Origin of the sequence: Pelagimonas phthalicica, assembly GCF_004364805.1 — a bacterium.
GTDB classification, from domain to species: Bacteria; Pseudomonadota; Alphaproteobacteria; order Rhodobacterales; family Rhodobacteraceae; genus Pelagimonas; species Pelagimonas phthalicica.
Genome location: NZ_SOAP01000005.1, coordinates 96,177 through 122,511, shown reverse-complemented (window position 1 = coordinate 122,511; position 26,335 = coordinate 96,177). Strand labels below are relative to the sequence as shown.

Sequence of the window (26,335 nt, the reverse complement as noted above, 5' to 3'; positions counted from 1 at the left end):
ACCCGGCGATCAGTGGGCCAGACACAAACGCCGTACTATAGACAGATAGATGATATGTCTCTGCCGGGGCGCAACCTACCTAATGCGTTTTGACCTGCAAACCCTCGACCGGGCACGAACCTGTGGTGGCGTCGAGTAAAGGTACGGTGCGCTCCCAACGGTTTCGACTTGTCTCCAGTAGCTGACAATCGATTTAGCCAAGACCGGGACAATGATCGAGGTCCCTGCCCTAGTATTTCTCGACGACGGTTCCTGAACCTGGATCTTCGGAAAGTATCAGCCATGGATCATTCTACGCGGATCATCTGAACAACAAAACTGGGCGCAATTTGCCCTCAGAGAATCGGTGACGGGAGCCATAGGTTGTGCTGAAGCAAAAACGTGGTCCGCGGTTGCTTTCCAGTGGTCTTCGAAGCCGTCGAGTGAGCGCATCGGCTTCTTTGAGTGCTGAACTTATGATCCCTGAACAATCTCTTGAACCCAGAATGTCACGGATCGCACCTCCTCCTTCTATGATTTGGTCTCATCGGATAGGTCTCGCGGTTAGGTGAGGCGTGGTTGAATTGGTCCTGTCTACGCTGTGCTTTGTGCCGGATACTGTTCCCGCGACGCGAGAAGCCGCGATGCCCCCTACCCTGCTGGGGATCATTGACGCCTCAGACAACAGGGCCTTGTGCATCCATGCGCATGAAGTGCGTTTGATCTGATCGTTTGGGCCCGGCACCCAAGTATCAATGTAGCTTTGAATGTCGATCCAATTGGGCCTTGGGTTTGCCGTAAGTCTGTCGGTGCGTTGTCCGATCCGGCCTGAGTTCGCTGTATCTCTCGCTAATCGGATTTTCGGTCAAGACACCATTGAGAAACCGTGCGCTAGCGACACCCAGTCTGCGCCAGATGCACTCGTGAACCACAATTTTGTGAGTGCTGTTAACAGCTGTTAACTCTAGAGGGTGCGTGGCTTCCCTAGTAGACCTTTGGTCCGACAGCACAATTTGTGGATAAAATCCTTGACTTAACATGGTGAATCACGGCCATTAGAGTCAAGTTGCGCAAATAAGCGCGTTCGAGCAGAGAAATAGCAACCATGTTTCAGACGGCACCAATCGAAGCGGCGTCTCAATCCGAGCTTACAAGCCAGATGGCGGCGCGTCTACGCACCGCGCTCACGACGCATCTTCAACAAGCCTACGCGCCCGATCAACGCAAGAATTTGAGACTATTCAGCGCTACAGAGACTGCTGATCTTCTAGGGGTGACCGGGCAATTCTTGCGCAAGTGCCATAGCGACGGGTCCTTGCCGGAGCCTGAAGTAATCAAGAACGGACGGCGCTTCTATTCCGGTGATGAGATCCTGCAAGCGCGCCATTTCCTGGAGGCAAGCTCTCGAAAGCCGGGTAAGTATCTTCCTGGGCGTCGCGAGGGTGACAAGCTTCAGGTTATTCAGCTGATGAACTTCAAAGGTGGATCTGCAAAGTCCACCTCTGCGATCCATCTGTGTCACTACCTTGCTTTGAGTGGTTACCGGGTGCTGGCGATTGACTTGGACCCACAAGGGAGCCTCACTGGCTTTTGCGGGATTCAAACTGAACTGGAGTTTGAAGGCGCTTCGATTTACGACGCACTTCGTTATGACGATCCAGTACCGATGTCGGAAGCTGTTGTGGAAACCTATTTCCCTGGATTGCACTTGGCACCTGCCCGCCTTGTGCTGAGCGAATTTGAGACTGAAACAGCGGTCAATGCAGGGCGCGGTGTTGCGTTCTTTGAGAAGCTCAGTCTGGCGATCCAGTCCGTTGAGAGCGACTACGATGTAGTGGTGATCGACAGCCCGCCAGCTCTCGGATTCTTGACTTTGACCGGCCTCTACGCTGCGACCTCGGTCATCGTGCCGATGACGCCGAGCATGCTCGACCTTGCTTCCACCCAGCAGTTTGTCGAAATGACTTCTGCTTATCTTGGTGTGATCGAGGACACGGGCGTCAAACTCGATCATGATTTTTTCTCCTTCCTCATCACGCGGGACGATCCGAGCGATATCCCAAGTCAGCAGATCGTGAGCCTAATGCGCGCTCTGTTCCAGGATCGTGTCGTTGGGGCGACCGGACTACGTAGTACGGCTATCGGCGACGCATCGATGCTCAAGATGTCGATCTACGAGGTTGCGCGCTCCGAGATGACAAGGTCGACCTATGATCGCGCAAAGAACAGCATGGATGCGGTTGGTTCGGAGATTGCGGGAATGCTTCAAAAGGCTTGGGGGCGGTAATCATGGCAATGGGTAAAAACAAAACCGGCATCATGGCTGCGATAACTGCGGCGACTGAGGGGTCGAAAGACGGGGCTTCTGATAGAGCTCATCGAACATTGCCGAAAGGAACTATCGGCTCTGTTCGTGCGGGTCTCGGCGGCATTCAGGAAATCGACGCCAACTTGATCCTTGCTTGGGGTCCGAAAGACCGACTGGATATTGAGTTAACAGCTGTTAACAGCGCCGCACCGAATGAATCGATCAAGGATCTCGCAACCAGCATCGCTGATGCCGGGCAGCAAGTCCCGGTGCTTCTACGTCCTTCGAAGGATCGTGACGGGCATTTTGAGATCATCTACGGCCAGAGACGAATACTTGCGTGCCGCTATCTGGGGATACCAGTGCGGGCTCTGATACGGACGCTCGATGATACCGATGCATTGATGGCGAAAGGCCTCGAAAATGCCGGCCGCGCGGAGCTGAGCTACTATGAACGTGTCCGGTTCGCGCACGCGATCCTGGAGCAGGGCTACTCGCGTGCGGAGGCGTGTCAGGCTTTGGCTATCAGCAAGAACACTCTTTCGCAGCTTGAGCGTATCAATCGGCTAGTGCCCTTGGCTGTCGGTGAAGCCATCGGCGCAGCTCCAGGGGCAGGGCGCCCGAAATGGACCACACTCGCAACGGCGTTTGAGAAAGTACAACTCTCGGAGGAGGGTGTTCTGGGTGTTCTTGGTCAATCTGGTGATCTCGACTCCGACGGACGGCTGGACCTCGTTCTCAAGGAAATTGGCAAGCGAGGTAAGCAAGAACGATCTGTCGAGGAGCGCTCGCCCGTTCCCGGTGTGCAGATCAAAAGTGGTAAATCGGGGCTCTCAGTCACCGTCAAGCGGGCAGGGGAAAACACGAGATTCGCGAATTGGCTGGATCAGAATCTGGACCAGCTCATTCAGGATTCCTTCGATCGGTTCCAATCAGAGAGCCACGAAGGATAGCGGCGGTTAACAGCTGTTAACCGCCAAAACAGAGGCAACGAGCAAAAAGGAGAACGGCACCAAAAAGAAAACCCTCGAAACCGAAGTCCCGAGGGCTGCTGCGCACAAGGCGCGATTTGTTTTCACACCACAATCCTAGCAGCCCGCGAATCGCTAAACAACGAAAAACGTCTTCGGGCGAACAGGTTTTCTGTGCCTAGCTAAAAAATGAAAAAATTCAATGATGCTCCGCATGGAGCGACTGGGACAGTCATGCCTCAGAACGGTGGAGTTATGTCCAATATCAACCAACCCTCGGGGTGGCGCAAAGCGACGGCCGGACTCGCGGTCGCTGAACAGCACGCACAAGCTGGTGAAAGAGCAGCCGTGCCCAAGACACGGGCCTGTGTTGCCGTGAAACGCGTTGGTGCGCATATTGGCCTCAAGGCTGGCGACGTACTGCTTCTCGACACGCTTGGGGCCTTCACTCGGGCCCAGGACTGGGAAGAGGGGCAGCGTCCGATCGTCTGGGCGTCCAACTCTTACCTGATGGAGCAAACAGGCTTCTCGCTCTCGGCGCTCAAGCGCCATGCACGGCGCCTGGCTGAGATCGGCGTGATAGCCTTCAAGGACAGCCCCAATGGCAAGCGTTGGGGCAACAGGGACGCAGAAGGCCGTATCATCGAGGCCTATGGCTTCGACTTGTCGCCGCTCTCGGCTCGAGCCGAAGAGTTTGAGCAGCTACACGCAGAACTGCAGGCCGAGCGCGAACTCTGCCAGCGCCTGAAGCGCCAGATCACGGTTGCGCGCCGAATGATCCGCGCCAGGATCGAAGCGGCCCTCAGCGGCGCTCTGAGAGGCCCCTGGACACAGCTCTCAAGCCTCTTTGAGGATCTTTTGGACCGCCTCCCACGCCGGAACACGGCCTCTGAGACGCTTGCGCGGCTTCTGGAATGGTTCAGGGAGCTCCAGGAGCGTGTCGATGCGACCTATCTCAAAGCAGCTCGAGCGGATGAAGTTGTGGAAAACACGCCGGCAACCACTGAACAAGGGCTTCAAAAGACTCAAGAAATGGACCCCAGGGAGGTCATTTCTGATCCTCATATACTAATTACAAATCAACTTAATCCTGTAACCTGTAATTCCTCAGAAAAAGAGGAAGCGGCGAGCGTGGTGCCAAATGCGCCACCGGAAGAGCGAGTTGATAGGGAGTTGGAAGATTGGGTGGCCGAAACGCGCAAGAAGCGCGGGGCAGCTCTTGATCTGCCGACAGTCATGCAAGCCTGTCCTGAATTTGCGTCGTGGGCGCGCAATATGGGCGGATATCTGAAGGATTGGGGCGATCTGCACCGTGTTGTGGGGCAGTTGAGGCCGATGATCGGCGTTTCTGAACACGCCTGGAACCTCGCGCAGGACCGACTTGGGCCACAAATCGCGACTGCGGCGCTGGTTCTCACGTTCGACAAGCATTGCGCCGGCGAAGTGGCGTCACCGGGCGGATATCTGCGTGGGATGGTCGAGAAAGCCGGGGCAGGGGAGCTGCATCTCGAGCGCAGCTTCTATGGTCGATTGAGCGGGCAGGCTGCATAATGGGATGGGGACGCAGTTTTTGCACGTTGAGAGTTCCAGGTGGGGCATGCGGAGATTGCCGCCTGTATTCTCCGCAGATTTTGCGGCAGTTATTGTTGTCTTGACGAGATTATGCGGTATAATATCCGCAAGGAATGCGCAAAATATGACCTACATTCACGAAATCACTGACTGGCCGCAGTTTTCTTGGGACAAGGCCAAGCTGTCTTCACAACTTGCCGCTGTCCGCCACCGACAAGGCAAGCTCTTGGGACGCATGGAAGGCCTTGGCTTTGATCTTCGAAACGAAGCGATGTTGCGAACTCTCACCAGTGATGTCGTCAAGAGCAGCGAGATCGAAGGCGAGACGCTCGACAAAGATCAGGTTCGGTCGTCTATCGCAAAACGGCTGGGGCTCGAAATCGGCGGGCTGATCCCGTCTGATCGCCATGTCGATGGGGTCGTCGAGATGATGCTGGACGCGACGCAAGCGTATGACCAACCACTGGACGCAGAGCGATTGTTCGGCTGGCATGCCGCCCTTTTCCCAACCGGGCGAAGCGGAATGACCCGGATCACCGTGGGGCAGTGGCGTGAAGGCCCTATGGAAGTTGTTTCAGGACCTATGGGTCGTGAACGCGTGCATTTTGAGGCGCCGGGAGCGGCACGGCTTGATACAGAGATGGGGCGGTTTCTGACCTGGTTCAATCAGGTCCCTGACACGGATCCTGTTATTCATGCCGCAATTGCACATCTGTGGTTCGTCACGATCCACCCCTTCGACGATGGCAACGGGCGCATTGCGCGTGCGATCGCGGATATGGCGTTGGCGCGATCCGAACGCAGTTCACAGCGGTTTTACAGCATGTCGACCCAAATCCGGCAGGAGCGGAGCGCCTATTATGATATGCTCGAGACGACGCAGAAGGGCGGGCTTGATGTCACCGCCTGGCTCAATTGGTTCCTCAATTGCCTCGACCGTGCTTTTGATGGCGCAGAGATCATTCTGGAGGCCGTGTTTCAAAAGGCGCGGTTCTGGGAGAAATACGGAACGGCCAACATAAACGACCGCCAACGGGACATGCTTAACCGCCTCCTCGATGGGTTCGAAGGAAAACTCACGACGTCGAAATATGCGAAGATCGAGAAGTGCTCACAAGACACCGCATATCGCGACATCCTCGACCTGATCGATTTGGGAGCACTTGAGAAAGATGACGCTGGTGGACGTAGTACCAGCTATTCCCTGGCAGCGAAGTGAAGAGGCTTGTCGCATCCGGTGCTCAGGACATGCACCGCATGGATTTACCAGAGAAAATTGCCGATCTGAGTTTTGCTATAATATATTGATATTATTAAAAAATTAGAAATCGTAGGTAAGACCTTGCCGATGTTCGTTGCCGATCTGGAGTTTCTGCGTGCAATGAAGAAAACTGGGGCTGTGCCGGCCCCTGAAGTTCTTTTCCCGGGCTGGTGGGGCCGGGAAAAGTGAAAGTGTCCTTCGGGTTTTGTGACTGACGGATGAGGGCCTTTGGGGTCCCTCGGACGGGTCCGGGCCGGGTTCCGGTCTGTCTTTCCTGATGAAGGGCATTCCCATGCAAACAGGTATCTTGCGCGTGCTGCGCGCGACCGCTGCCTCGTGGTGGCGACACAAGGAACTGCGCCGAACCGGCCAGTCGGCGCGGGCGCGGCAGCTCGAACGCGAGACCGTCCTGCGTGATCTCGGCTATCTCCGGCAGGCAGCGACATTGCCGAATGCCCATGTAATCTGCGGCGAGGGCGGGACGTTCATCTATCTCGGTTGGACGACTGTGTCGACCTTCGCGCCGATCGAACGCTTTCCCTTGGCCACTCTTGCGGTTGCAGGTGGCACGCCGTTCATCGATATCCGACCCGTCAACAATGTCATCGCCTTCGCGAACCTGCCCCGCGTGAAACGGGGCGGATCGGTCGACCCTGAACCTTGCGGTCCTGGCAGGTCCGTCTCGCTGACCACCTACATCGACATGGCTGAGGAGCTCGGCGCCAGGATCGTCAACGATCCACGCGCCAGTCGGCCAACCTGATCACTATCCCCTCACACCAACACTCGAAAGGAAGCCAGCCATGGCCAGATCCCGCACGCCCAAATCTGATGCCTCCGAGGTCATCACAAACGAAATCATCCGTATCATTGAGCGCGGCGTCCTGCCGTGGCGCAAGCCCTGGACGGCTGGTGGCAGTACACGTCCCCTGCGCGTGGGCGGCGAGGCATATCAAGGCGTCAACAACTTCCTGCTGACCATGCGGACCGTGATGGCGGGCTACAGCTCGCCCTACTGGATGACCATCCCACAGGCCAATGCCCTGGGTGCCAAGGTCCGCAAGGGCGAGAAGTCCTCCGTGGTGGTCTATTACGGCCAGAGCCGGAAACAGGACGAGGCGTCTGGAGACGCCGACGAGGCAGATGGTGACGAGGCCCGCGTCTTCCGTTTCCAGAAATCCTATCGCGTGTTCAACGCCTGCCAGATCGAGGGGTTGCCGGATAGCTTCCATCCCGAGCCGGACCCGGTGCCTGAGCATCCGCCCGCTGAACCCATTCCCCATATGCAGGCTTTTTTTGATGCCATCGATATCACCACCGTCTTCACGGGTAGCGATGCCTACTATCTGCCGCCGGTAGACAAGGTCTACATGCCGCCGATTACGCGGTTCCAGAACCCGCCAAATTTTTACGGGGTTTGGGCCCATGAACTGGGCCATGCCACAAAGGCGCGCCATCGCTTGAACCGCGACTACGGTCTTTCGCGGTTTGGCAACACAGCCTATGCGCGCGAGGAGATCGTGGCCGAGCTCACGTCCTGCTTTCTGGGGCAGGAACTTGGGTTCACGTCGCATACGCTCGAGATGAATGCCGCTTACCTCTACAACTGGCTGCGGGTGCTACGCTCGGACAAGCAGGCGATTTTCAAGCACGCGGCCGATGCGCAGCGCGCCTGTGAGTACCTTATCGCGCGATCGGAGGCGGGCAGGGCAGAGGAGGTCGACCAGGCCGCTTGAGGGGATGTGTGTCGGCAAAGGGAAAGCAGGCTTTGGGAAGGGTGTTTCAAACTTCTCGAAGGACAGACCCATGACCAACGCAGCACAGCCTCTGACAGACCGCCCAGACCCCGCCGTAATCGCCGCTCAGAATGACGCTTTCCGCAAGCTCGCCTGCCTCGGGATAGCACCAGAGGCGCCCATCCAAGGCCGGATGCATGTGACCCGCTCGCTCATGGAGGCGGGGGACGGTTTCATGGCCGAGGCGGTGAATGTCACGGGGGCGTTCGACACATTCGAACCCGAGAATGACCCGGAGGGCTGGCATGATTTCGGGGCGGTCGAGATCCAGGGTGAAACCGTATTCTGGAAAATTGATCTCTATGAGGCAGATTCCGATTTTCGCTACGGTGCCGAGGCCCCGGATAACCCGGAAACCACCATTCGCGTGCTGACCATCATGATGGCGCGCGACTGGTAGAAGGGCAGGGGACTCCTCCCCCTGACATCCGAGACGATGAAGGCCCACTGACCCCTCAAAGGGAGAGTGGGCCTTTTGTCGTGGTGATCCCTGAAGCCGGGGATTGGTCACGCGCGTGAGCGCGCGGGCCACACCTCACCCTCCTGGAAGGATATCCCATGACCACAAGCTTTGCTCCCCTTACCGTCGCTATCGGCGATCTCGTCCCGCATCCCGCCAATGTGCGCAGCAACGCGCCGGAAACCTATGACCCCGAGAACATCGCCCATCTGAAGGCCAGTATCGCTGTGCTGGGCCTGCTCCAGCCGCTCCTGGTCCAGAAGCTTGACGGCAAATATGCTGTCCTCGCCGGTGGCCGGCGCCATGCCGCGCTGAAGGAGCTGGTCGCGGACAAGGCCGCGAAGGGCTTCACCGCCAAGACCAAGGTCGAGTGCCGCCTCGTGCCGGAGGATTGCGATGTGACCACGGCGCTGTCGCTCGCCGAGAACATCACCCAGGCGCCGATGAATGCCATCGACGAGTTCGAGGCCTTCGCGCGGATGATGGAGGTCGACGGCCAGACGCCTGAGACCATCGCAAAGACTTTCGGCACGACCGTTGCCGCCGTGAAAGGCCGGTTGCGCTACGGGCTGATCCACCCCGATATCCGCGCCGCCGCTCGGGCGAAGACGATCACGCTCGACACGATGAAGGCCTTTGCCGAGCATCCGAGCCAGGAGGTTCAGCGCGAGGTCTATGAGGCGCTCACCAAGGAAGACAGCTATCTGCAGGCCTATACCGTCCGGCAAGCGCTCAAATCCCGCGGCGTGCAGGTCAGCGACGATATCGGAGCCTTCGTGCGCGCGGACTACGAGGCGCGTGGCGGTGCCGTCGCGGCTGACCTTCTGGAAGAGCATTCCGTGCTTGAGGATGCGGCGCTGGTCGAGACCATCCTGCTTGAGAAGCTCGGCGCCGCTGCCGAAGAGGCCCGCGCAAAACTGGGCTTTGCCTGGGCGGATGCGATGGTGCGCTATGATTACGCGGCCATGGCCGACTACAGCCGCGTCTATCCCGGCCCGATCGAGCCCGATGAAGCCACCCAAAAGCGCATCGATGAGATCACCGCCGAGCTCGAGCAACTGCAGCTCGAGATGGAGGATGAGGGTCTCGATGACGACGCCTACACGGCGCTCTACGAACGTGTAGACGCTTTGGAAGAAGAAGCGCGCGACCTGCAGGAGGCCTACAGCACCGAGGACCTCGCCCGCGCAGGCGTGATTGCGTCGTGGTCGAGTGGACAGGTGACCCTCCATGTGGGCCTCGTCCGCCCGGAAGACACCGTGAAAGTGGAAGGCGCGCGCGGCTCGTCGGCCGACCCGACGGGGGAGGAGGCCCCGGATCCGGGCGAAATCACCTACCCGGCCTCACTGGCTGAGGACCTCAAGACCGAGCGGGCCATGGCGCTTGGGGCCGCGATGGCGCTGCATCCGGAAGCCACGCTCGATCTGACGCTCTTCAAGCTGGTCAGTGACGTTCTGGCCAGCGGCATGAGTGTCACGCAGGCGATCAAGATCGATGCCCGCAAGGAATACCGCAGCCATGCCAAGATGGACGAGATCGACGAGACCTCGCTCGAGCAGGTGGCCGCAGCCCACGATGTGCTCGATCTGACGTGGCTCGATGAGGCCCGGTCCCCAGCCGATCAGTTCGCGGCGTTTCGCGCGCTCGAGGCAGGGGAGAAGGCCAAGCTCGTCGCCTATGCCACAGCAAGCACCACGCAGTCCTGCTTTGCGCGGGACTCTCGGCGCGACAGCCTGATGCATGATTTCGAGATCGAGATCATGCCCGACATTCGTGCACATTGGACGCCGAACGCGGCGCTGTTCAACCGCCTCAAGAAGGCCTGGCTCCTGAAAATCCTCGGCGAAGATCTGGGTCTGGCCCAGGAGGCGGTGACGCTGGCCTCGTCGAGCAAGAAGGAGATCGTCGCCTTCTGCGACAAGCTCTTCGCCGAACCCTTCGCCACGCTCACCGACGCGCAGCGTGCTGCCGTGGCCACCTGGTGCCCGCCGATGATGCAGACCGCCGGTGTCGCCTGTGATGAGACGGCGCCCATTGCGGAAACCCCGGAGCCTGACAGCGAGGTCGCGCAAGCGGCCTGAGCCATCACGCGGTCCGCGCGAGGCATTCCGCCCGCGCGGGTCGACCCTCCCACACCGAACAGAAAGACATCCCCATGGCTATTCTCAAGTTCTCCGCGTCCGCTGTCGCGGCGCAGATCGGCCTTGCGCGCGGCTGCAAGACATTCCTGCCCAACTGGAATGGACCCGTGGACAGGCCCGCCCTGATCCTGATCGTCGGCAATGGCGTGCATCTGCGCTCGAACGGCATTGATGACACAACAACCCGCATCGTCACGACTGAGCAGGCGGATCCCTCCTTCGCCTTCGCCGATGGCATGAACCCGTTTCGGGACACCGACTGGATGGCGCAGCGCCGCATGGCGTTTCGCGATCTGACCGGGCAGTTCTACACGGACATCCTGGACGACGTTCAAGTGCTCATCGACCGGGGGCAGGGCACGATCCGGCTCGCCACGGATGGCCACAGCATCCGCGTCTTCGTGCGCCGCGCAGCGGATTATCTCATCGGCGGAGCCTATGACGTGCCCTCTGGTCTCGGGGGTACCTTCCGAGTCATCCTCAAGGACGCCTGTGACACGTTCGCGATCGTGCAGAACTGCGGCAATTGCGAGGATTTCGACGCCATGCAGCCCTATCGCGTGCCGCTCGATGCGCTCATGGAGCTCGATGATCGGAGGGCGGCATAGTGGGATGGCTCTTTTACACCGACCGCCGAGTCCAGACCTACGCGGATGAGAAAGCGGAAATCACACGGCTCTGTACCTTCGAGACCGACATCCGAAAGACAGAACCGCTCAAGGCCTGCAAGGTGGGGTCGACCTGGTACACGGCAGCGAGGGTCACAAACCTCCACGGATCTTCGGTCGAGGATGCGACCTATGTCACTGACGCCGATGGCTCCATCACCTTCGGTGCCGTATTCCTCACCCGATACGACGACGGCTGCTGGGGTTACAAGGACATGGAGGAAAGCGCTGGTCCCGTCGAGTCCCGCGCGCCACTCAACCTCCTCGCCCTGCTGTCCGAACTCAAGGACCCCGACAGCTATGCCCATGCCTGGCGCCGGCGCTGCCGGGACTGGGCGGCGATTCCGGACTACCAGGAAGGTGACAGGATCAAACTCGCCGCGCCCGTGACGCTCTCCGACGGCAGCACCTGCCAGATCGTCACCGTGACCCACTACAGGCGCGGTCGCTCGAGACGCCGCTGTTACCGCATCGAGGAAACCGGCGGTCTCGTGCGCCTGTCGAAAGCCTCGCTTACTGGATCGGTGCTCCTCAGCTCCGCAAAGGGCGCGGCCAGCCCGGTGTTGGCGGAGTTCCTGGCGGGGTAGGAGGATTGAACGACTGGACCATCAAGCACCGGCGCTTCCTTCGAGACCTCTCTGCTCTTACAAAGTGTAGAGGGGGCTTTTTGTCTTTTGGAACTCAGACCCTGATCCAAAGGACAAACCCCATGGCCAAGCCAACCCCAACAAACCCAGTTCTTAACGTCTCCGATCCCGATCTTTCCACCGCTCTGAGGCAGGTGGGAGCGGAGATTGATCACCAGCCCCTGCGCAGTTCGGCGCTTGCCCATATCATGCGGGAGGCGTTCGGCGGCAGCGATGCCAGTGGCGCGTGGGACTGGCGCATGGCCTATGACATGATGCAGGCTGCGGCTGTTCAGGTGCTGCTGCGTCGAGACGGCGCCGAGGGTGGTATTGCCGCTGCAAAGCTGCTCGCCTCGCGACTCCTGACGGAAACCCGCCGGTCAGAGCAGCAGATCCGATTGCAGCAATTCTCCACGCCGTTGCCATTCGCGTCTCTGGCCGTGCGGGCGGCTGCGGTCCGCAAGGGCGAGACCGTGCTGGAGCCATCCGCCGGAACTGGCGCCCTGGCCGCTTTCGCCACCCGCGCCGGTGCCAAGCTTCTGCTCAACGAGATCGATCCCTTTCGCCAGCGCCTGCTGCGGGCCGTCTTCGGGGGCGACGTGACGGGTCACGATGGTGAGCATATCGACGATCTGCTGCAGACACCGGTCCTGCCCGATGTCGTGGCCATGAACCCGCCCTTTGCCTCTTCGGTCGATCGCTCAAGGGACAAGCACATCGCGGCCAAGCATCTCGTCGCGGCTGCGAAGCGCCTCGCGCCCGGCGGACGGCTGGTGGCGATCATGCCGCCGGGGTTCAGCGCCAAGCGTGATGCCGCGCAATGGTCGCGCGCATGCGGCCTCTTCACGCCGCGCTTGGCGCTGACGATCCCGGGACAGGTTTATCGTAAGCTTGGCACGAGTGTGGAAACCCAGCTGATGGTCTTCGACAAGGTGCCGGAGGGTGGTGAGTTCATCCGCGCCACGGTGCGGGATCTGGATGAGGCCTCGGCATATGTCGACGCCGTGGTTGCGAACCGGCCCGAGGCGCGTCTCGCCCAAAGGGCGGCGACGAGCCCTCACGCGGGGAGGGTCGTTCCAGTGCCTGTCACGCGCAAGCGGCCTGTTGCAGCAGTCGCTGCATCCAAGACCAAAACCAACACCGCCGTTCCGCTTACCTTCACCAGTCTCGAGACTCCACGGGACAACACGCCGGTCTCGGACATCTATGCCCGCTACCGCCCGCAGCGGATCGAGATCGCGGGCGCTCGGGAACATCCCACGCCGTTGGTCGAAAGTATCGCAATGGCCTCCGTCGCGCCGCCAGCGCCATCGCGTGAGGCGAGCGAGGCATTGCGGCTGCCCGCCCGACTGATCGAAGAGGGACACCTCTCCGAGGCGCAGCTTGAGACCATCATCATGGCCAATGATGCCCATGGGCGCGACTTGCCGGGGCGTTTTACCATCGATGACGACCAGACAAAGCTGACGCGCGCCGATGATGACCTGGACGCCAATACCTATCGTCTCGGCTATTTCCTCGGTGACGGCACCGGCTGTGGCAAGGGACGGGAATGCGCGGGGCTCATCCTCGTGAACTGGCTTGCCGGGCGCAGGAAGGCGATCTGGGTCTCCAAATCCGCCACGCTCATCGAGGACGCGATCCGCGACTGGACCGATCTTGGCGGCTCGCCCGCCGACATTCAGCCGCTGTCGAAATGGAAACCGGATCAGCCAATCCCCATGGGCGACGGCATCCTCTTCGTCACCTACGCCACGCTGCGTTCGGCGGGCAAATGCGGCACCTCGCGGCTGAGCCAGGTCCTCGACTGGATGGGCGCGGGGTTCGATGGTGTTCTGGCTTTCGACGAAGCCCATGCCATGCAGAACGCGGCCGGGTCCGAGCAGGGCAGGGGGGTCAAACCCTCCCAGCAGGGCCTCGCCGGGCTGCGGTTGCAACTTGCCGCCCCCCGCGCCCGCGTCTTCTATGTCTCGGCCACGGGTGCCACCAGCGTACACAACCTGGCCTATGCCGCGCGGCTGGGGCTCTGGGGTCAGGGTACCGAATACCCCTTCCCAAGCCGCGAGAGCTTTGTCTCGGCGATGGAGGCAGGCGGCGTCGCTGCCATGGAGGTGGTCGCGCGCGACCTCAAGACACTCGGGCTCTACACGGCCCGCGCGCTCAGCTTTGATGGGGTGGAATATGACGTGCTGGAACATGCACTGACCCCGGCCCAAACCGAGATCTACGACGCCTATGCGGGTGCGTTTCGCATGATCCACCACAATCTCGAGGCAGCCCTGACTGCCACCGGCGTCAATGACGCTTCCGGCGAGACCAATGCCTCCGCCGCACGCGCCTCGGCCAAGTCCCGCTTCGAGAGCACGAAACAACGGTTCTTCAATCATCTCCTGATGGGCATGAAGGCCCCGACCATCATCCGCGCCATCGAGGAAGATCTGTCGGCAGGCAAGGCTTGCGTCATCCAGGTGGTCTCGACGGGTGAGAGCCTGTTGAAGCGGCGACTTGAGACCATGGATCCGGAGGATGAACTCGTTGAGGGTGCCCTGACGCCTCGCGACTACGTGCTGGGTTATCTCGAACAAGCCTTCCCGATCCACGCGCAAAAGCTCGTGGAGATTGACGGCAACATGGTCGTGGAACCCTTGCGCGACGAGACCGGCGCGCTGGTCGTCTCGCGCGAGGCGCTCGCCCTGCGCGATGCGGCAATGATGGAGTTGATGACGCTCGCCCCGATCCCCTCGGCGCTCGATCAGATCCTCTGGGCCTTTGGCGACGAGACCGTCGCTGAAGTCACGGGGCGGTCCATCCGGCCCCTCAAGGCCGAGGATGGCCATCTCTTCATCGAGAAGCGCTCCGCCAGTAGCAATTCGTCGGAGACCCAAGCCTTTATGGACGGCGAGAAGGATATCCTGATCTTTTCCGATGCGGGCGGGACGGGCCGATCCTATCATGCGGCGCAAACGGCGAAGAACCAGAAACGGCGGCGGCACTACCTGCTGGAGCCCGGCTGGCGCGCCGATGGGGCCATCCAGGGGCTGGGCCGCACGCATCGCTCGGCTCAGGTCAGCGCGCCCTTCTTTCGCGTTTGCACCTCCGATGTGCATGGCGAGAAGCGTTTCACCTCGACGATCAGCAAACGGCTCGACCAGTTAGGCGCGCTCACCAAGGGTCAGCGGGAAACCGGCTCGCAGGGCATGTTTCGCGAGGAGGACAATCTCGAAAGCCCGATCGCGCGAGCGGCGCTGCGCGGCTACTATGCAGATCTTGCCGCCGGACACGCCGCCGCGATGAGCTACGAGAGCTTCACCGACTGGACAGCCTTGCGGCTGACCGACAAGGACGGCTTTCTGCTGGAAGAGCTTCCCCCGATCCAGCGTTTTCTGAACCGGGTTCTGGCCCTGCCCATCCACATGCAGAACGCACTCTTTGCCGAGTTCATGCGCCGGATCGCCGATCAGACCGAACGGGCGCGCGCGGCGGGCACGCTCGATCTCGGTGTGGAAACCCTGCGTGGCGACAAGATCGAGCAGGTCTCCACCGAAGACCTCTGGACCTGCCCGAAATCCGGCGCCGTGACGCGGATCATCGGGCTTGAGGTGACCGACCCGGTTCACGTCCTCAACGCCGAAGAGGCCATGTCGCGCAATCCGGATAAGACCACGATGGTCAACCGCGCGTCCGGCCGCGCGGCGCTCATCTCGGCGCGGCCCATGCAGATGTATGACGAGGATCTCGTCACCCTCATGCGCAAGGCGGTGCGGCCAAACGGGTCGAGCTATCTCGAAGAGGCGCGGTTCGAGTCCTCGGCCTGGGAAGATATCGGAAGGCCCGAGTTTGCAGGGCTTTGGGATACCGAGGCAGCGTCCCTTCCAAAAACCACCACGACGAAGCTCTACCTGCTGACCGGGCTGCTCTTGCCGATCTGGAAGGACATCCCGACCACCAATGAGCGCATCTACCGGGTCACGCCCGACGGCGGAACCAGCATGATCGGCCGCACGCTGAGCGAAGAGGGCGCGGCTGCATTGCGCGGGCGCTTCCTCGTTTCCAACCCACAAACCCCAGAAGAAATGCTGACCGCCGCCCTAGGCACCACTGCCCAGGTCGATCTGGGCCGCGGCCTGACCCTGACCCGCCGCCGTGTCGCGGGCGAGGTGCGCCTCGAGCTGGGCGGTGCGGACAAGGGAATGATCGATGGCCTCAAGGCCATGGGGTGTTTCACGGAGATCATCGCCTTCCAGCTGCGCGTGTTTCTGCCACATGGGGACGGTGTCGACACATTGGGCATTCTTGCCCGGATTGTTGGAACCGGACCAGACGCCACGCGGGACGTAACTTCAGTGGCAGCAGAATAGGCGAGGGGACGATCATGACACTCGAAGAGATCAAAGCCGCCATCGATGCAGGTCAGACCGTACATTGGGCCAACACCGGCTACCGCGTGGACAAGGACAGATTCGGCCAGTACCTGATTACGTTTGAGCCGAACGGCAGCACCATCGGGCTGACCGACCGGAGCGGGCAGCGGTTGAACGGGGAGGAAGCAGAGTTCTTTATCGCTGGACCGGAGAGTGGCGACGAGAAGAGCCAGGACAGCCAACTGAGACCAGACGGGCAGGGGAGGGGCGTCGTACCCGGCGGGGAGGTGGCACAGTCTCTCAGGCGCCAGCGCTGAACTGAAGGTTGGGAAGAAAGGAAAGCGAGCTTTCTGGTTTGTGATCCCAGGAGGGGTCGAAAAAGCAATCCCGGATGCGCTGGCAAGGACGTCAGGCACCGGACATATCAGAAGGAACCATCCCATGTTCGCAGGAACCTTGACCCGCAACACTGAAACCGCAGCCGCCCAATACTCCGGCATGATCCATTCGACACGTTTCGACATTGCCATCCAGCTTGAAACCCGCCCGAAGATGTCCGAGCGCAGCCCGGATTACGACGTGACCGCGGTCAACAAGTCTGGCCGCAAGGTGCGCATCGGAACCGCATGGAACGAGACCGGCAATACAAGCGGCAACCCCTACATCTCGATGCAGATCGATGTCGGCCTCGGCCCGTTCCGGGTCAACGCGGTGCAGACGAAAGAGGCGCGCGCGGCCCAGAGCGGCGAATTCGAGATCATCCCGCTGGTCTCGAACGGCATCATGAAATCCGGCTCGATTTCGGGCGAGTTGACCGCCATGGACGCCGACAACGCCTTCACCGGCTACATTGCCAACATGATGTTCGATCTGGAGTTCATGCTGATCGAGAACGACTACAAGTCCGAGGACACCCATCCCGACTACCGGATCGAGGTCAGCTCGCCTCGCGGCAATCCGATCCGCGTCGGGTCTGCTTGGATGGCCAAGAGCAGCCGCACGGGCAATGACTACCTGTCGCTGTTGATCAACACGCCCGATGGCGACCTGCGCGTCAACGCCGTGCAGAACGAGGAACAGCGCGGCGGCAAGACCTTCTCGATCATCCCGTTCATCGACGGTGGTGAGCAGCCGCAGGATGCAGGCGCGGGGCTGTCGCTGGTCGCCTGATCATATTACGAGGCTTGAACATTCGAGTAGCAAGGGGAGCCGTGGGATCACGGTTTCCCTTTTTCCATGTCCGTTTGCGTGAAGGAGCCCACCCGCTTGCAATCTGGTGCGATGGTTATACAATAATATATTAACGTAGTATCGGGGCGGGCGCGTGGCGGCGAGATCAGGGACGGTTCCATGGTTTGACAACTTTGATGTCGCGGCCGAGGTTGAGATCCTCACCGCCCATATCGAGCGCTGGACCGAATTCGCGCTACCCGCCCGAAAGCGCGATGTTATCATGTCTTTTGCCAAGTCGAAGCTCGAGACGACAAGGCTGGCATACAGAGAGGCCAAGGCGGCGGGCAAGCCGGTGTCCACATCGCGGCGTGCTTATCTGACCGACCTGCAGGACACGATCTTCATGGCGCTGTCCTCTTCGCTGAACGACATGAAGGTGCAAGACGCCCGGGCGTTTGTCTCGAAGCTCTGGCACGGCACGATTGACGACAATGCTCGCAAACTTGCCGAAGCCTTGAAGCGCCCCGAGCGAGAAACCATGCCCCTGCGGCCTAGCAACACCGTGTAAGATCACGATAAACCGGCTCCCCGTTTTGGTAATTCGTGAGTTGATTCAGCTGGCGAGGGAATTGGGTCAAAATCGCAAATCGCCGGGGATATGCAGGCAACAGCGATGCGGCACACGTTAGCGGACCTTTGCGGCAACTATTTGGTCAGCCAATCTCCATAGGCGTCGATATCGATCATCGGCACAGTGCCGCTGAACTGGAGGTGCGAGATCAACGCGAACAAGAAGGCAGTTGCCGGTTTCGCACCCTCAACCAGGTCGTAACCCTTGTCTTCGTCGAACACAAAATGCCCGTGGGAGGCAACACACCCGATGTCCAACCGTCTATCATCTTCGCCTTCGTTTAGGACCCTTTCGAACGATGCACCCAAGGGAGGTTTCCACTCGCTCTCGAATGTCAGAAGCCCGCCAATGATGGGAATGAGTTGTTTTGGTGGGTAGACCCCGCCAGCATGCGGGATTGGTAAGCTGGTCCGATGCAGGTTTCGGACAGATGCGACCTTGTCTTGGGCATACTTCACAAGACCGGCATCTGCCGTCTGCTTTGCCTCGAATACTGCATAGACGCTCTCAGCTGGAACGATGAGTTGTTCTTCGTACGTGAAGATGAATGGCGAATACTGGCGGTCAAAGACCACGGCATCAATCTGGTCGCTGAAGTTTCCCTGGCTGTCCACCACGTGTGCGCTTGCGACCTGATACCTTTCGGGCAGGTACTGGGCGAGCATGCCCATCCATATGGCTTCGCTGGCATCCCCTTTCGCAACAGGATGCTTGAACGACTTTCGCGCTGTCGACAGCCGATGCTGAATATCCTCGTGCAACGACGATAGAAGTTGTGATAGCGACCATTCAGCCATTGTTTTTTCCTTCTAAGACAGCGGAAATTTTGGTCCGAAGAAAGCGCGCCACGCTTTCAGGGCGTCTCCGTTCTTGCCCTGGCGCGCTAAGTGGATTGCGGCAGCGATGTCGCGATTTGCCTGATCCAGAATAGCCTGCGCTCGCTGCACCATGGACGCGTCCATTCGGTCACTGACAGGAGAACCCAAACCGGCCGGATCTGGCCAATCCTCGTGAATTCGGTCGCGCAGCGTAGCGAAGAACGCTTGGATTTCGCGATCGTGTGAGCCGCCCCATCCACCATGTAGACACTCCATCGCCATGACCTCGATCAGAAAGGATGGCTTGATTGGTTTTTCTCCATGGCGGCTGTTTTGGTTCCAGTACTTCACCATGCGCACCAGGCCCTTCCACTCATTGCCATAGGCTTGATGGGCCGCAACAGCCTTCTGTGCATGAATTTCGGGGTTTGTGCCCATCCACTTCCCGGTCGTGTTGTTTGGGATTTCGTAGTCGTCTCCCTTTGCGAATGCGGGCACGGCATCCACGCTTACAACCCGGTAATCTGTGTTGTGGCCTGTATCGACGACGACCCCAAAGTCCACCCCCACGGAGCGTCCCTGTTTTTTGACGGCGCTGCTTCCATAAACGTCAACCAACGTATCGTAGAACGCGGTCAGTATCTTGTCAGGGTGTTTCTCTCGATAGTGGTCCTCGTCCTTTCCAAGAACGAAGAAGATATCGACATCTTTGAGTGGTTTGGACTTGGTCCAGCGGGCGTAGCTTCCTGTCAAAAAGCTTCGGTCAATCTGAAAGGCTTTATCCAGGTGCTCGCGAACTTCCTTCTGCCGCTTGGATGCGTTCTGCTGCTCTCTTTCGTTCAACTCCATTCGGCTCTTGAACTTCTTGAATGCGTCCGGGAGTGAAATCATGATGCTTGTCTCCAATACGAGGCCGTCGCACCCAGCCCATTGTGCTCGATGGTAGATCCAAGGCTTTGGCGAACCATGCCGTCGGTTGAACGGGCAGTGGTTCGATACCAGCCCGGGACATCAGGTCGTCCAGGCTTTGTACGTAGAAGGAGGTCATACTTGGCGCTTGCTGGCGCCACGCCGGCTTTGCGGATTGCCCAACGAAGTTGGTCAGTGTCCGTCCAGAAGTTTCCATCTCCAGCAGACCAACTGTAGGTCACGTCTATGTCCCAACGCAGGATCAGGCTGTCGGTTGTCGGATTGTAGATATCCAGGGTGATTTTCTCGAGGTCTTCGCTCTCCAGCCACGCCTTGATACCCCGCATATTGATTTCCGTGTCATTCACGAAGTTCGTCGGGTCCATGCCGCTCAGACGAATAATGTCTTTGAGGCTTTTGAGGATGTTGTCTGCCACATAGGTAACGGACTGGGTGCGGGAATATGTGATGACCGATGTCATGGCTTCAATAGCCCCTCGAGATCAATTTCAAGCGCTGCACCTTGCGAACTGTTCGCTGTGTCTTGCTTTTTGGTTTCGGTTTTGTCGCGTGCAGTGATGCGGTTGCTCTTTTGTTGTAGGGCAGATTGGACCCAACCGAGATCATCGGGTTCACATGGCAGTGAAATCGACCAATCACCATTCAGTGGGTCAAACCCGAGCACGTCTTCGTTTGCATCCGACCCATCGATCGCATCGTCGTCGTAAATGCAGTAGATGCGCGTTTGCGGTCCCTCACAGCTGACAATGATTGGTGAGTTTTCGCAGGCTTTGTCCGCGATAACGCTGCTTGCAATGCCAGCGACAATGCCGAGTTCCTGTTGCGCGCCGGTATTTGTCCGGGTGAGCAAGTCGCTGATGGTCGCCCATGTGGCCACGGCGTCGCGATGCGGTGAGCTCCGGAATGTTCTGCGGGTTACAGTTGCCATCACTTCCCCCGATTTGCTTTTTTGTTGATTTGGGCTGATTTCGCGGCTTTTACCAACTGAGACAGTGTTACCGAGCCGGGGTTCAGTGCCACCTGAGTGTTCGAGGCGAGCGCGTTCGCAACCGTTTTTCGGATCGCCCTTCCGTCAAGACCGACGAATTCGCCGGCGCATGTATCGAAGCCATGGTCCTTGGTCAGCTCTTCAATCTCAGGATAGGTGCTGCCAAGCCCCAAGAGACACTCCCGCAAAATCGTCTTGCAGGCTTCTTTCCCTGGAAGAGGTACTTCAAGTACCAGATCGCATCGGGAAACGAAGGCATCGTCCACGGCTTCCGGGTAGTTACTGGTCGCCACAAATAGCAGGTTTTTGTGAGATTCTGCCAGCAGGTCGAGCTGTACCAGTACGGCGTCCGTGGCTCGATGAATGTCAACAGGGTTGGCATCAAGGCTGAGCCTAGACCGGTCGACCGCAAGTGTTTCCACCTCATCCAGCAGCACAATCGTCGGACCTGCATTAGCAAGTTCTGAGAGGGTCTGCGCAAAAAGGTCAGAAACCGCCCGTTGCGTTTTCCCCATGGCGGAACTCGTCAATCCATGCGCTTCCACCTCAACCAGTTGAAAGCTTCCACCCTTGAAAGCCGCCGCTGTTCGGTTGGCCAACCCTCGCGCGAGCGAAGTCTTGCCCGTCCCGGGTGCGCCAACCAGGAGAAGGACGCCATGGAGCGGCAACACGGCTCGGCTCATCTTTGGTCGCATTGTGAAATTTAGCACCGCCTGAGAGAGCAGGCGCTCCTTCATCTCGGCTTCGACGATGATTGAGTCCCAGAGTTCTGCCAGGCCGGGGTCCGGCAGTGCCGTAATCTTCTGAATTCCTTTCGGCAGGTCGCCCGCAAACGGTGCGTTCATGGCTGCTTCCTCGGTTCTTTGCCTGTTCAGCGCCTCTTGGGGCGACTTGGCGGTTTACAAATTTGCCTTCGTTTTGGCCTCGTGTTACAACTTAGGGACAATCTGCCGCGCTTTCAAGCGTTGTAGTTTACAAAATATCAATCATATGGGTGAAATGTAAACCACCCACTGGGAGGACGTTATGATTGGCAAGAGACTCAAAGGAGCCCGGGCGGCATCTGGCCTCTCGCTACGTGCACTTTCCGATGCCATGGAGAACAAGGTGTCCGCTCAAGCCATAGGCAAGTACGAGCGCAATGAAGACATGCCTGGATCGGGCGTGCTGCTGAGTCTTGCCCGAGCACTCGGCGTCTCTGTGGATTTCCTGCTCAGCGATGATGAGCTTGAGTTGGAGGGCGTTGAGTTTCGCAAGTCAGCCAGCTCGTCAGCCAAAGAGATCGCGACGATCGAAGCCAAGACGCTCAATATGGTAGAAAAGTACCTAGCTATCGAAAGCTTGCTGAATCTTTCGAGCCAGGAATGGGATGCCCCGCACGAAGCACCCTATTGGGTGGCCGATGTTCGTGATGCCGAGGACGCGGCTCGCAACATGCGTGCTTCTTGGCAGCTGGGTCATGACCCGATTCCAATGCTTGCCGAACTCCTCGAGGAGCACGGGATCAAAGTGCTATCTTTGGATGTCGATCGGATTGACGGACTTGCGGCGAAAGTGCGTCGAAAAGAGCATCACTCCGCCCGTGTTATCATGATCAAGAAGAAGACCTGGTCTGAGCGGAAGCGCTTCAGTTTAGCCCACGAATTGGGCCACATGGTTCTTAAAGTCGCCGAAGGGTGCGATTCAGAACGCGCCGCAAATCGATTTGCTGGTGCATTCCTCGTTCCGGCAGAAGTGCTACGGCAGGAGATTGGTGCCCGCAGAACGGACATAAGCATTGGTGAGCTCATTAGTCTGAAGGATCGGTTTGGCGTCAGCATTCAAGCGCTGACGTATCGATGCAAGGATTTGGAGATTATCAACCAGGCAACCTTTGCGCGCCTGTTCAAGGTCTATAAGCAACGTGGTTGGCGGGATGAGCCGTTCGAGGAGCCAAATTCCATTCCGTGGGAGCGAGAAGAACCGGACCGCTTTCAGAGGTTGTGTTTTCGTGCCCTCTCCGAGGGGTTGATTGGGTTGTCTCGCGCAGCTGAGCTTCTCGAAATACGAGTAAAAGAACTGGAAGAACGTTTGGACCACATGGCATAGTGCCCATGTGCAAGTTCTTGTTTCTGATACCTCCGTCCTGATCGACATCGAGAGAGCCTCGCTGACTGCGAGGCTCTTTGACCTCCCCTATGATTTTGTTGTTCCAGATATTCTTTATGAAGCGGAACTCCTCGACTGGATGGGCCCTGATCTGATCGATCTGGGACTGAGAGTGGAAGAGCTTACGCCAGAAGAAACCGCACGTGCGACAGAGCTGAAGCGGGCGAAAGCTATGTTATCGACGCCAGATGTCTTTGCATTTTGCCTGGCGGCTGGAAGGGATTGGGTTCTCATTACCGGAGACGGTGCGCTCAGGGCTGAGGCCGAGCGCCAAGAAATCGCGATGCACGGCGTCTTGTGGGTCTTCGATGAGATGGAACGTCACGAGGTTTGTTCGACCGCCCTCCTCATGTCGGGTCTCGAAGCGGTTCGTGATCACCCAAGATGCAGACTTCCTATCAGGGAAATCAATAGGCGCCTTGCGAGATACTAACTTGTTTATTCGGCTTGCTTGAAGGAACTTGTTGCCAAGTTTTTCTTTGGTTTAGCCTTGCGGCCTCCCCTGTTCGGCTTCGCGTGTCGCAGGTGAGAACGGCCCTTCGGTCCGTCGCGCATTCGGCCATGCGGCCTCACCGCGGCGTAGCGCCCGGCATCCCGGTTTGCCCGCCTCGCGAGCACGTTGCTCCCCGGCCGCTCCGCCGGATTGCGCTCTGGTCTGTTTTGCTTGGCAAAACGATCCCGCCGCTTCATCCGTCTTCCGCGTCCGGTCGCCCCGTTTGCCTGCTCGTGTCGGGCAAACCTACCGTCAAAACACACACACATGAGCGTGGAATCATATCCTCCGGATGGCCCCCAAATCAGCCCGCCTCAAGGATCGCAAAACTTTTCGGCGAGGGCGGGGCCTGTGGCGCGGGGTGAACCCGTGCGTGAGCGCGCGCATGTGTCGGGTGCTGCGCTCGGAAAACTTTTGCGCCCGGCAAGCCGGCGGCTGCGCCGTCCCTGACCCGAGCAGATTCGGAAACCAGACATTCGGCCATGCCACCACACTCACGTGGTGGTCAGTCAAACATCTGGAGATACCAAAATGGCTTACGATCAAGCGAACACCTACGAGACCATCGAGCTTTTCGGGCTGACCGAGAAGGACGCCCATCTGCCGATCCCGGAAGATCACATCCTGAAGGACAGCATCATCCGCGAAACCTTCGAGACCCTGCTCGGGCAATTGCGCGGGACCGGACTCGAGGCAGAAATCGAACCGCTGGCCCACGGGTTCGCGACGATCCTGCAACGGCGCAAGGTGACGCTCGGCAAGGAGGTCGATCGCACAGCCGACAAGATCGGCGCGCTGGCAAAATCTCACGACGGATCGGAGATCGCCGAGACGGCGCTCGAAGAGGCGCAGGCGCGCTTTCTGCAGCTGCGCGAGATCGTAGGCGCCATCGAGGTGATGAGCGAAGCAGCAGCGGAATGCTACGAGATCGAGACGGGCCATGCCTTCATCCCGGCGGCAGGGTCACGCGCCAGTGGTCGGGCGCAGGAGACCGGGGCCGTCTTCGAGGCCCGGCAGCTTCTGGAGCAGCATGATCGCGAGACGGCCGCGAAGTCGAAGGTCGAGGGGGTCCCCTTGATCGTCTCGGGTGCGACCGACTGGACCGATATCGACGTCATCTTCAACACGCTCGACAAGGTTCGCGAGCGGATCAGGCAGAACCGCAACCAGGAAATCTTCCTCTGCCACAAGGGTGGCAAGCACGGGGCGGAGATGATCGCGGCCCGCTGGGCGCGGGCGCGCGGGGTCGCGCAGGCGCGCTTCGATCCGCGCTGGTCCGCACATGGGCGGGCGGCACCGTTCAAGTGCAACGACGAGATGCTGGACGACAAGTTCGCGGCAACGGGGGTTGTGCTTTTCGGTGGCAATGGCGTGGCGCTGAACCTCGGCCAGAAGGCGGAAGCGAAAGGGCTGACGGTCATGCGGGTCGCCGATCCGGCGAAGAAGACTTCGGAGACTTGAATTGAGAGGGTCGCGCGTGGCGCGGCCCTTTCATCTTTTCTCAGGGGTGGTGTCGCTTCTTCATCGCTCAACGCTGATCAAGAGACGTGTCAGTGGGGGCCTGGCCTTTGCGTTTCCTGGTGCCCGGTTCTGGCGTGATCTTGAGGTGTGGAGTGCACATCGCTGAAGTCCGTTTTTCGCCTTGCCTAGCAATTTCCTGTTTTGATAGGTATATGTGTGCCAAGCAAAATTTGGAAATGATAGGCATGACCCCTCTTAGCAGTATCGCGATGAGCGCCTACACCGATCTGGTGCGGCTCCTGAAGGATGACGCCCTATCCGGTGTGGAGGGCAAACCAACGCTCAAAGAGCGCGGCGACAAGGCCTACTGGTACGCGGCCCGCCGTGTCGGAACCGAGATGCGCTTCATCTATATCGGCGAAAACAGTGATGAGACGCGCGCGCGCATCGAGCGTATCGAGGAGCTGCGCGCGACTGCCAAGGACCGACAGGCTGAGCGGTCGCGGCTGGTCCGACTCTTGCGCGCCGAAGGCATGACGCCGACCGACCGGGCGACCGGCTCGATCCTCTCCGCAATGGCGGGTGCCGGGACCTTCCGGCTGGGCGGTACGATTGTCGGGACGAATGCGTTCCGTCTTTATGAAGGCGAGCTTGGCCTCCGCCTGCCCCTGGGCGGCATGGCCAACACCGGCGATATCGACATCGCGCAATTCGAGAAGCTCAGCGTCGCCTTGCAGGATCAGGTCGATCCGGATTTGGCCGAGACCTTTTCGGCACTGAAGTTCGCGCCCGTGCCCGGGCTCGACAACGGCCGGACATGGCGATGGGCGCAGGGGGGCAGCGGCCAGTTGGTCGAGTTCCTGACGCCTGCCTTCGGGAATGAGACCATCCGAGATTTGCCCGCTCTCGGCGTGGGCGCGCAGGCGCTCAACTACCTCAACTTCCTGATCGCTGAACCGATCTTTGCCGCTGCCCTCTATCGGTCAGGAGTTCTCGTTCAGGTGCCGCGCCCGGAGCGCTATGCGATCCACAAGCTGATCATCGCCGATCGGCGACGCGACGGGGCCGGCAGCCTCAAGTCGGCCAAGGACCGGGAACAGGCAGCCTTTCTGATCGAAGCGATGGGCGAGGACCGCCCTGATGATCTGGCCCAGGCTTATGCCACCGCACTAGAGGTCGGCCCGCGCTGGCGCGCGCACATCGACAATTCGCTGAAGCGCATGCCGGAGACGAAGTCCATCCTCGAAAGCTTGGGCGCGTGATCGTCAGGGCGACGACTGCTGCAGTCCTTGGTGTCCCAAGCAGACCTCTCATGGAACGCTCGATCTGACCGCCGCCTAACACCGTCCCTTGTTCCCGAGCCCTTGGTCTCGGATTGCCGGCCAGCGACCAATCCTTGTTGGATTGATTTGGGGCTCGTGCCAGGCGGTCAGCCCGACGCATTCATGCCGGAAGCTGGAAGTCAAACTTGAGGCAGATGAACGGCACTTCCTGATCGGCGGCCATCCGGAACATGGCCCCCCTATGTGGCGGTTCGAGGCAACCGGGCA

General features: G+C 59.5%; 23 protein-coding genes. 18 read left to right on the top strand and 5 right to left on the bottom strand.

The window, feature by feature from the left end; translation table 11 throughout:
- Positions 1-1,084 precede the first annotated feature (1,084 nt).
- The 14 genes from repA (at position 1,085) to CLV87_RS22405 (ending at position 17,884) form a co-directional block, all read left to right on the top strand.
- Positions 1,085-2,266: a plasmid partitioning protein RepA gene (repA, locus tag CLV87_RS22470; RefSeq protein WP_099249412.1), complete on the top strand. Its 1,182-nt coding sequence runs from the start codon at positions 1,085-1,087 to the stop codon at positions 2,264-2,266.
- A gap of 2 nt (positions 2,267-2,268) precedes the next feature.
- Positions 2,269-3,240, top strand: a complete 972-nt coding sequence (gene repB, locus CLV87_RS22465) for a plasmid partitioning protein RepB (RefSeq protein WP_058314142.1) — start codon at positions 2,269-2,271, stop codon at positions 3,238-3,240.
- Positions 3,241-3,513: 273 nt separating this feature from the next.
- Positions 3,514-4,809 carry a plasmid replication protein RepC gene (gene repC, locus CLV87_RS22460; protein ID WP_099249519.1) on the top strand — a complete coding sequence of 432 codons (1,296 nt, stop codon included), beginning with the start codon at positions 3,514-3,516 and terminating at the stop codon, positions 4,807-4,809.
- A 145-nt stretch (positions 4,810-4,954) separates the two neighbouring features.
- A complete protein-coding gene (locus tag CLV87_RS22455) occupies positions 4,955-6,049 on the top strand; it encodes a Fic family protein (RefSeq protein ID WP_058314143.1) in 1,095 nt (364 codons plus the stop codon).
- Between the two features lie 319 nt (positions 6,050-6,368).
- Positions 6,369-6,854: a hypothetical protein gene (locus tag CLV87_RS22450; protein ID WP_058314144.1), complete on the top strand. Its 486-nt coding sequence runs from the start codon at positions 6,369-6,371 to the stop codon at positions 6,852-6,854.
- A 40-nt stretch (positions 6,855-6,894) separates the two neighbouring features.
- Positions 6,895-7,827 (top strand): ArdC family protein, encoded by a 933-nt coding sequence (locus tag CLV87_RS22445; protein ID WP_058314145.1) that lies wholly within the window; start codon positions 6,895-6,897, stop codon positions 7,825-7,827.
- Positions 7,828-7,897: 70 nt separating this feature from the next.
- Positions 7,898-8,287 (top strand): DUF3768 domain-containing protein, encoded by a 390-nt coding sequence (locus tag CLV87_RS22440; protein ID WP_058314146.1) that lies wholly within the window; start codon positions 7,898-7,900, stop codon positions 8,285-8,287.
- Positions 8,288-8,445: 158 nt separating this feature from the next.
- A complete protein-coding gene (locus CLV87_RS22435) occupies positions 8,446-10,428 on the top strand; it encodes a ParB/RepB/Spo0J family partition protein (RefSeq protein WP_099249414.1) in 1,983 nt (660 codons plus the stop codon).
- Between the two features lie 74 nt (positions 10,429-10,502).
- Positions 10,503-11,096, top strand: coding sequence for a hypothetical protein (locus tag CLV87_RS22430; RefSeq protein ID WP_058314148.1), 594 nt, complete (start codon positions 10,503-10,505; stop codon positions 11,094-11,096).
- Positions 11,096-11,743 carry a DUF6927 domain-containing protein gene (locus CLV87_RS22425; RefSeq protein ID WP_058314149.1) on the top strand — a complete coding sequence of 216 codons (648 nt, stop codon included), beginning with the start codon at positions 11,096-11,098 and terminating at the stop codon, positions 11,741-11,743. The genes CLV87_RS22430 and CLV87_RS22425 overlap by 1 nt, the downstream gene beginning before the upstream one ends.
- Positions 11,744-11,865: 122 nt before the next feature.
- Entirely contained in the window at positions 11,866-16,140 is a 4,275-nt protein-coding gene (locus CLV87_RS22420; RefSeq protein ID WP_099249416.1) for a strawberry notch-like NTP hydrolase domain-containing protein, read from the top strand.
- 14 nt (positions 16,141-16,154) lie between these two features.
- A complete protein-coding gene (locus CLV87_RS22415; protein WP_099249418.1) occupies positions 16,155-16,460 on the top strand; it encodes a hypothetical protein in 306 nt (101 codons plus the stop codon).
- A 124-nt stretch (positions 16,461-16,584) separates the two neighbouring features.
- Complete coding sequence (locus CLV87_RS22410) at positions 16,585-17,313, top strand: DUF736 family protein (protein ID WP_099249420.1); 729 nt, start codon at positions 16,585-16,587, stop codon at positions 17,311-17,313.
- Between the two features lie 154 nt (positions 17,314-17,467).
- Positions 17,468-17,884 carry a hypothetical protein gene (locus tag CLV87_RS22405; protein ID WP_235872034.1) on the top strand — a complete coding sequence of 139 codons (417 nt, stop codon included), beginning with the start codon at positions 17,468-17,470 and terminating at the stop codon, positions 17,882-17,884.
- 137 nt (positions 17,885-18,021) lie between these two features.
- On the opposite strand, the gene CLV87_RS22400 is transcribed toward CLV87_RS22405, so the two are convergent.
- From CLV87_RS22400 to CLV87_RS22380, 5 genes are read right to left on the bottom strand one after another with little or no spacing between them, the layout of a single operon-like run.
- Positions 18,022-18,744 (bottom strand): DUF6602 domain-containing protein, encoded by a 723-nt coding sequence (locus CLV87_RS22400; protein ID WP_099249422.1) that lies wholly within the window; start codon positions 18,742-18,744, stop codon positions 18,022-18,024.
- A 12-nt stretch (positions 18,745-18,756) separates the two neighbouring features.
- Positions 18,757-19,656 (bottom strand): CBASS oligonucleotide cyclase, encoded by a 900-nt coding sequence (locus CLV87_RS22395; protein ID WP_099249424.1) that lies wholly within the window; start codon positions 19,654-19,656, stop codon positions 18,757-18,759.
- Positions 19,653-20,156 carry an HORMA domain containing protein gene (locus CLV87_RS22390; RefSeq protein WP_099249426.1) on the bottom strand — a complete coding sequence of 168 codons (504 nt, stop codon included), beginning with the start codon at positions 20,154-20,156 and terminating at the stop codon, positions 19,653-19,655. The genes CLV87_RS22395 and CLV87_RS22390 overlap by 4 nt, the downstream gene beginning before the upstream one ends.
- A complete protein-coding gene (locus CLV87_RS22385; protein ID WP_099249427.1) occupies positions 20,153-20,623 on the bottom strand; it encodes a hypothetical protein in 471 nt (156 codons plus the stop codon). The genes CLV87_RS22390 and CLV87_RS22385 overlap by 4 nt, the downstream gene beginning before the upstream one ends.
- Positions 20,623-21,528 (bottom strand): AAA family ATPase, encoded by a 906-nt coding sequence (locus CLV87_RS22380; protein ID WP_099249429.1) that lies wholly within the window; start codon positions 21,526-21,528, stop codon positions 20,623-20,625. Before CLV87_RS22380 ends, CLV87_RS22385 begins: the two co-directional genes overlap by 1 nt.
- Before the next feature lie 181 nt (positions 21,529-21,709).
- Between CLV87_RS22380 and CLV87_RS22375 the strand changes: the two genes are divergently transcribed.
- The 4 genes from CLV87_RS22375 (at position 21,710) to CLV87_RS22360 (ending at position 26,047) form a co-directional block, all read left to right on the top strand.
- Positions 21,710-22,771: a helix-turn-helix domain-containing protein gene (locus tag CLV87_RS22375; protein WP_099249430.1), complete on the top strand. Its 1,062-nt coding sequence runs from the start codon at positions 21,710-21,712 to the stop codon at positions 22,769-22,771.
- Positions 22,772-22,778: 7 nt separating this feature from the next.
- Positions 22,779-23,264 carry a PIN domain-containing protein gene (locus tag CLV87_RS22370; RefSeq protein WP_099249432.1) on the top strand — a complete coding sequence of 162 codons (486 nt, stop codon included), beginning with the start codon at positions 22,779-22,781 and terminating at the stop codon, positions 23,262-23,264.
- Between the two features lie 591 nt (positions 23,265-23,855).
- Complete coding sequence (locus CLV87_RS22365; RefSeq protein WP_099249523.1) at positions 23,856-24,785, top strand: DUF2493 domain-containing protein; 930 nt, start codon at positions 23,856-23,858, stop codon at positions 24,783-24,785.
- 269 nt (positions 24,786-25,054) lie between these two features.
- Positions 25,055-26,047: a nucleotidyltransferase family protein gene (locus CLV87_RS22360; protein WP_255301763.1), complete on the top strand. Its 993-nt coding sequence runs from the start codon at positions 25,055-25,057 to the stop codon at positions 26,045-26,047.
- Positions 26,048-26,335: the final 288 nt, after the last annotated feature.